General features: G+C 29.9%; 6 protein-coding genes. All 6 read left to right on the top strand.

The annotated features are described in order from the left end of the window. Positions 1–399 precede the first annotated feature (399 nt). The 6 genes from ACECE_RS31605 to ACECE_RS0202200 all read left to right on the top strand — a co-directional run bounded on the left by ACECE_RS31605 (position 400) and on the right by ACECE_RS0202200 (position 5,775). The gene (locus ACECE_RS31605) at positions 400–633 is read left to right on the top strand and encodes a hypothetical protein (protein ID WP_010243761.1); all 234 of its coding nucleotides are present in this window, start codon (positions 400–402) and stop codon (positions 631–633) included. Between the two features lie 121 nt (positions 634–754). Then, positions 755–1,354, top strand: coding sequence for a hypothetical protein (locus ACECE_RS31600; RefSeq protein WP_010243759.1), 600 nt, complete (start codon positions 755–757; stop codon positions 1,352–1,354). A gap of 684 nt (positions 1,355–2,038) precedes the next feature. Next, positions 2,039–2,851 carry a hypothetical protein gene (locus ACECE_RS0202215; RefSeq protein ID WP_010243758.1) on the top strand — a complete coding sequence of 271 codons (813 nt, stop codon included), beginning with the start codon at positions 2,039–2,041 and terminating at the stop codon, positions 2,849–2,851. Positions 2,852–3,216: 365 nt separating this feature from the next. Continuing rightward, entirely contained in the window at positions 3,217–3,786 is a 570-nt protein-coding gene (locus ACECE_RS0202210; RefSeq protein ID WP_010243756.1) for a recombinase family protein, read from the top strand. Between the two features lie 40 nt (positions 3,787–3,826). Beyond that, complete coding sequence (locus tag ACECE_RS0202205) at positions 3,827–5,233, top strand: MmcB family DNA repair protein (protein ID WP_010243754.1); 1,407 nt, start codon at positions 3,827–3,829, stop codon at positions 5,231–5,233. A 221-nt stretch (positions 5,234–5,454) separates the two neighbouring features. Beyond that, the gene (locus ACECE_RS0202200; protein ID WP_010243753.1) at positions 5,455–5,775 is read left to right on the top strand and encodes a hypothetical protein; all 321 of its coding nucleotides are present in this window, start codon (positions 5,455–5,457) and stop codon (positions 5,773–5,775) included. The last annotated feature ends 263 nt before the right edge of the window (positions 5,776–6,038 follow it).

The following is a 6,038-nucleotide window of genomic DNA, read 5'->3' as shown; positions in this document are numbered from 1 at the left end:
GTTGGAGGCTCATAAGCTTCTGAATCTTGAAGAAATAAAATTCGAATATTTAGATCACGACGATATACTTAGGGAAGAGCTTGCGGAATTAGATGAGAACCTTGTACGTTCTGATTTTCACTATTTGGATCGTGGTATATATCTTATGCGAAAAAAGAAATCTACGATGAACTAAATAATACTAATACAATATCAAATAATTGTGATGGTCTTAAGGTTAAACCCTTCACAGAGTTCATTGCTGAAAAAACTAATCAATCACAAAGAACCATACAAAACGAAATAAAAATAGCAAAAGATATAATTCCAGACCTGAAAGAACAAATTAAAGAAAATAATATAGGGTTTGCCAAGGCAATTGAGATATCACGCCTTGATAAAGATGCTCAAAAGAATGTATTGGAAAAACTAAAAGCTGGCGACAGCAGCATATTAAATACAACAGTACCTATAAATATTAGCTGCCCACTAGCTAAATCAAACACTATCGAAAACAATAAAACTGAAGTTTCAATTTTAATACAGTCTTTAAGGTCTAAGCTTTTAGAATCATTTAAAAATCTATCGCAAAATGATAAAGCGGAAATGATAAAAAATATTAAGTATCTAATCGAAGAGCTAACAGCAATATAATCCGTTTAGTAATCGAGGTATACCTCTATTTATCGGTAATATCTTTTTTTTGTTGACATCGATTGAATTTATAGTATATAATTTTTTCATATTAATTAATTCAAAGTTAGGAGAGGTCTTTATGGATGAACTTACTTTAAAGCTAAGTGTGGGAGAAGATTTAAAACAAATATTTATAAATAAAGCATATGCTGAAGGAAAATCTTTAAATATATGGGCATTAGATACACTTAGAAAAGCAGTAAATGTGCCGACTGAAGATTTAACAATAAGAAATTCTTATTTTGAAAAAATAAAAAAAATTTTAAAGGATAAGGGCATCGCATGTGAAGATTTTAGTACTAAAAATCCATATAAATCTTATGATGACAATTCTGCCCCAAACTTTGAATTGTACATTCACGTTAATAAAAATAATCCGCCAAGTAATGATGCACCCATTTGTTTACTTATTAATATTTTATCAAGAGATTTTTGCATACGTTTCGAATGTTTCACTCGTTCTCGTTCTGATGCAAAAAATAGTAAGCGAAGAAAATATATTGACGCCTTTAATAAAAACAAAGAACTTCTCAACGAATTAGGATTTAGAGATAAACACGGAACCATGAGCTATGTAATAGAAATGCGTAAATCATCAAAAAATGGAGAAGCATTAAAACTAACCCCTGAAGACTATGTTGATAGAATGCTAACTTTAAAAAATATTTTAGGAATTTAACATTCAATGAAAATCTTTCATAAATAGATACCAAATGTGGGAAAATAAAAATATAAGTTGAAAAAATAAATCGTTGTGGTAAAATTAGAATAAAAAATAGCAAAAATTATGAAATTTTAATATATTTGTGGACATGAAGAAACGGGCTGAATCTCGTTCACCGACCAAAGTTAGTGAGATAACAACCCGCCTCGAATATTCCGAAAAATATATCGTTAGTTATATTATATACAATTTCTTCGAAATTTACAAGTATTAACGATATATTTTTAGAATTTTTGAGTAACCAGAAGTTAAAACTTCTTCATATTCGCATGAAGAAGTTTTTTATGTTTTTATATATTTTTAAAGGATTTATGAAAGGATGTGATAAACAAAAAAAAGCTTTAAAGCTTTTTATTGTAACATAAAAATTTTAAATTATATAACCTTGCCTCAGGTTAACAAATCAATCTGGTTTATGTGGTTTCTTTTAGTAGTTAGCAGCTATTTTAAAGAAACAATAACATAAGCCTCGGGCATTATATTGCCATTTAGTAATATTATATGCACTTTATTTATTTTTATCAAGAGCGATTTTTATATCGTTTTAATATAAGGTTGAGAGCAAGGGGTTCATTTTTACTTGAAAGTAAAGAAATATAAATTTTACACTATATTTATTGAAGGAAAGGAGGTAAATAAATGGCTAAAGCAACAATTAAGCTGATGAAAAAAATTATACAAGAAAAGCTTTCAAAAAAAGAAATAGATCATGTTACTACTTATATGCAATACCAGGAGAATGATGGAACCGTTCAAGGCGGAGTCAATCGTAAAGAAGTAAAATGTGAGGGGCATATGGCTGAAAGCACTCACTACAATTGCATAAAATCCCTATCTGAAAAAGGTTTTTATGTAATTGATGAAAATACTAAAGATACAGTATTAATTGAAAACAGCTTTGTTAATTCTAGTGGTGAATTAGATTTTCATGAAAATAACTATGTCGAACTTCCAAATTTCATTCATGACTACGAATTCCAGTCAGCTCCGGTTCAGGTCAAAAGACTTGTTATCTATTTTTTGCTGTGTGGTACCAAAAGTCAATATAAAACCTTTAATGCCAAAACTCTTCAAAACATACTTGGTCTTAACAGACCCGAAAAGTTATATGTAGTTCTAAGGCAGCTTGGCGGTTATGACTGGTTTTATGTAATTGAAAACTGTCTTGAAAATGAATTAACAGGTGATTTGTATTATCAGTTCCAGGTAAAGCTCCAGATACAATATGCCGGTACATCAAGGCTTGATCACAATAAGAAGGCAAAAAATCAAGTTCGCAATATACTTAATAAGAAAAGAATTATATATACTCCAAAGGCACTAGCAGATCTTGCTCAATTATTGAATCAGTACAAAGATAAATTCTTTGATTGTATTAAACATCTTAATCAAGCAACAGCTCAGGGCAGAATATTTAGATCGATTATATGTAGAAATATCGCTTTAAACTAAAATAGCTTTCCGCGCCTATTGCTTCCATAATTTTACTAATATGTATTAATATGTGTTAATTTTCTCGTTTCCTCTTATTAATCATCCAAGTTTCTGGTAATTTTTACATTGGCTATTGTAAATGTGTACCAAATTTTTACTATTTAGCACCATGTTAGTCAGAACCAAAAATTTACAATTATACTTTTTAGACGGGTATCTTCTAAAATTCAGACTTTTAAAAATTCTTGTAATACTTGGGGCTTTAAATTATTTTGCTTTTATCTTAAATGAGGTTATTTTATCTGTCTTATTATCTTTTCTTTTACTATTATTTAATATATAATAGATGAGAAGTACAAATATATTTTTATACGGAGTAATATATGAATTACGTTGAGAAAATTAATGATTGTTATATAAAAATGATATTTAACAACATAGAAAAATATAAAATAACAGAAATATGGGAACATGGTACAGGTTTTGACACTCTATATTTCTTGAATTTGCGACTTACTCTAGCACAAAAATACGGAATAGATATAGAGCTTATTCAAGGAAGTTCTACCGCTAAAAATGCAATTCTTTACCAAGGATATAGGTATACATACTTCAGGATATTTGAAACAACATTTCATAATGATTGTCGCAATAATGAAAAGCAGCTCTTAGAGAAAATAAGAAATCTTGAAAACCGATCATCTGGATCTAAACCTTTAGCAGATGAGAGTACAATAAAATTTTTATATGACTCATATATAGAAGGCAGATCTCTGCGGGAAATTGCAGATAAATTGAATTCCGAAGGGGTAGAAACTAAGAGGGGCGGAAAATGGTTTAAATCAACAGTGAAATATATGTTAACTAATAAAAGGTATGTAAAAATGGGAATAGTGACAATTGAGCAATATTATAAAGTTAGAGATATGCTCAAAGGAGATAAAAAAGTTTAATAATTATTAAGGAGTGCACGATGCACACGGGGTTAATTGTATGATTAATGGTATAGATACTTTAAGTAAGCTTATTTTAAAACAACTTGAAGAAGGACTAAAGCCTAAAGACATATCACTTTCAATGAATGTGAGTTATGACCAAGTTAAAAAATTATCTCAGTTCAATAGCATGTGCCAACAAGTAAAAAATATTGTTTCTGAAGCTTCTTATAAAAATCTTAGAGAGTTAGGTATCAAAGCGTTGGTCTTAAAAGACTTCTTTGATAATAACGAATGGGAAGGATTAGATGAAGTACTTGGAAACACAAACCCTAATACCCGGAGATCTGATTTAAAAACTTTGTATCCTGCTTACCTTGAAAAGAAGCAGGAAGTTAAGAGAATGAAAGAAAGAGCTAGATACAAGCTTGATGAATTAGACAGAAGGGAAAATGCTATAAAGACTGAAATAGAAGATTTGAAAGATAGTCAGAAAGCTATATCAGATGCTATAAAAGAATTCAAAATATATAACCAGGAGGAACAGGATTTTTTACTTGAGCATATCGGTGTTGCCGATGCCCCACTTGAATACAATGATGAAACCACAGAAAATGTAAAGGTTTTGATAAAACGTCTTGATTACAGCTGGCAGCAAAAGCTTAAAAAGCTTGAAGTGGTAGTATTCGATGATGAGAATTATATTTGGGTAATACCTGATGTTGATAGGTTTGTAGAAGAATACCGAAAAAGAAAAAAATTCAAAGGAAGAATTGAATATGACTACAATAATGTTCCTGAGTTTGTTAGAGACTCTTACCCAAAGGAACCGTTTTATAGGAATAAAATGATCAGAGGCTTAAGTGGGCCTTTAAAAGAAAAAATCAAAAACCAGAAGGAACGGATCAAGCAATTAGAAGAAGAAAAAGTCTGCATTGAGGAAGAAATAAAACAGATTAAAAAAACGGATGTTAAAACCTTTTTTGACAGAATAGAGTTAACAAATACATTGAGTTCTAAAGAACTTCTGGAGCATGGCCGATTACAACAGTTAGCTTTAAAGTACTTATTTGAAAAGAATTATATTGCAGCTGCTGAAGTTTCATATAAAAATTACAGATGGGATTGTATTGGATATGATAATGAAAGCAAAATTGCAATAATCGAGGTAAAGGCAAGTGCAGAAGATTTTTTAAGGGATTCAAAATGGCAAAATTACCAAGTATACTGCAATACATTTTATTTTCTTGTAGAATCCCATTTGGAATATATTTTTACATATACATTTAAAGGTAGGGATATTAAAAAAGAGATTGAGGCTTCTGGAGCAGGAATATTGATAGGTCATAAAAATAGGTTGGAATTAAAAAAAGAATCTATTTTTAATAGACAACCAGGTGATTCCTCTCATGTTATTTTTAATATAGGTAGAACTCTAAGCAAGAAACTTATTTATGGTTATTAAGTGCACGGTGCACTAGTTTGTTTATAGGAGAATATTAAGGAAGTCATCTTTATTAAAAAATAAGAAATCTGGGAAACCTAATTATACCCAATTATCTAATGAAATGGAAAATTTAACAACTGATTATAAGATATAAACGAAAAGTATTTTTAAAGAATATTTTAGAGGATAACGATAAGATCAAGAAATTAAATAGTTAAATATTGCTGGAGGAAGTAAAAATGACACTTTTAGATAAGTTATTTGAAATAAAGGAAGATCTAGAAGCGATAGGTCTTATTATGACCAGGGATTTTGAAAGCTATTTTTGTACACCTTTGCAGGCGGTTATTTTTGCTCACTCAGGAACTGATGGAATCCATTATTGTATCGTCAAGAATGATAAAGAGCTGCATGAGTCGCCAGTTTATATTGTAAGTCCTTCGATGTCTGATAACTATGTGGAATTAGTAGGCAGAAATTTAGTGGATTTCTTGAGCCTTGTTGTTAAATGCAAAGATGCAGTTACGTTAGAATGTATTAGTTACACTTCGGAAATATAGGTTAATGCACTTTTTATTTGGGCCGAGGGCTTTATTTATGTGACAAACTTCTAAATTTTGTTAAAATGAAAGCTTTGCAAGGGTTAAAGAAAAATAGAAAATTAGGATAAAATAAGTGTTTTACTTTTATTTAATTTATGATATACTAAATATAGAAAATCATTTGCTCGTAGAGTACGAGCAAGGTAATATAAAGAAAAACTCGCTGAGAAGATCTGCTCGTAAAGCCCGAGCAGGGTAAAATAAAAAAAGCTTACTGAGAA

It is taken from the genome of Acetivibrio cellulolyticus CD2 (genome assembly GCF_000179595.2).
GTDB classification, from domain to species: domain Bacteria; phylum Bacillota; class Clostridia; order Acetivibrionales; family Acetivibrionaceae; genus Acetivibrio; species Acetivibrio cellulolyticus.
Note: the sequence above shows the minus strand (reverse complement) of the source record. Positions and strands in the feature narration are given on the sequence as shown.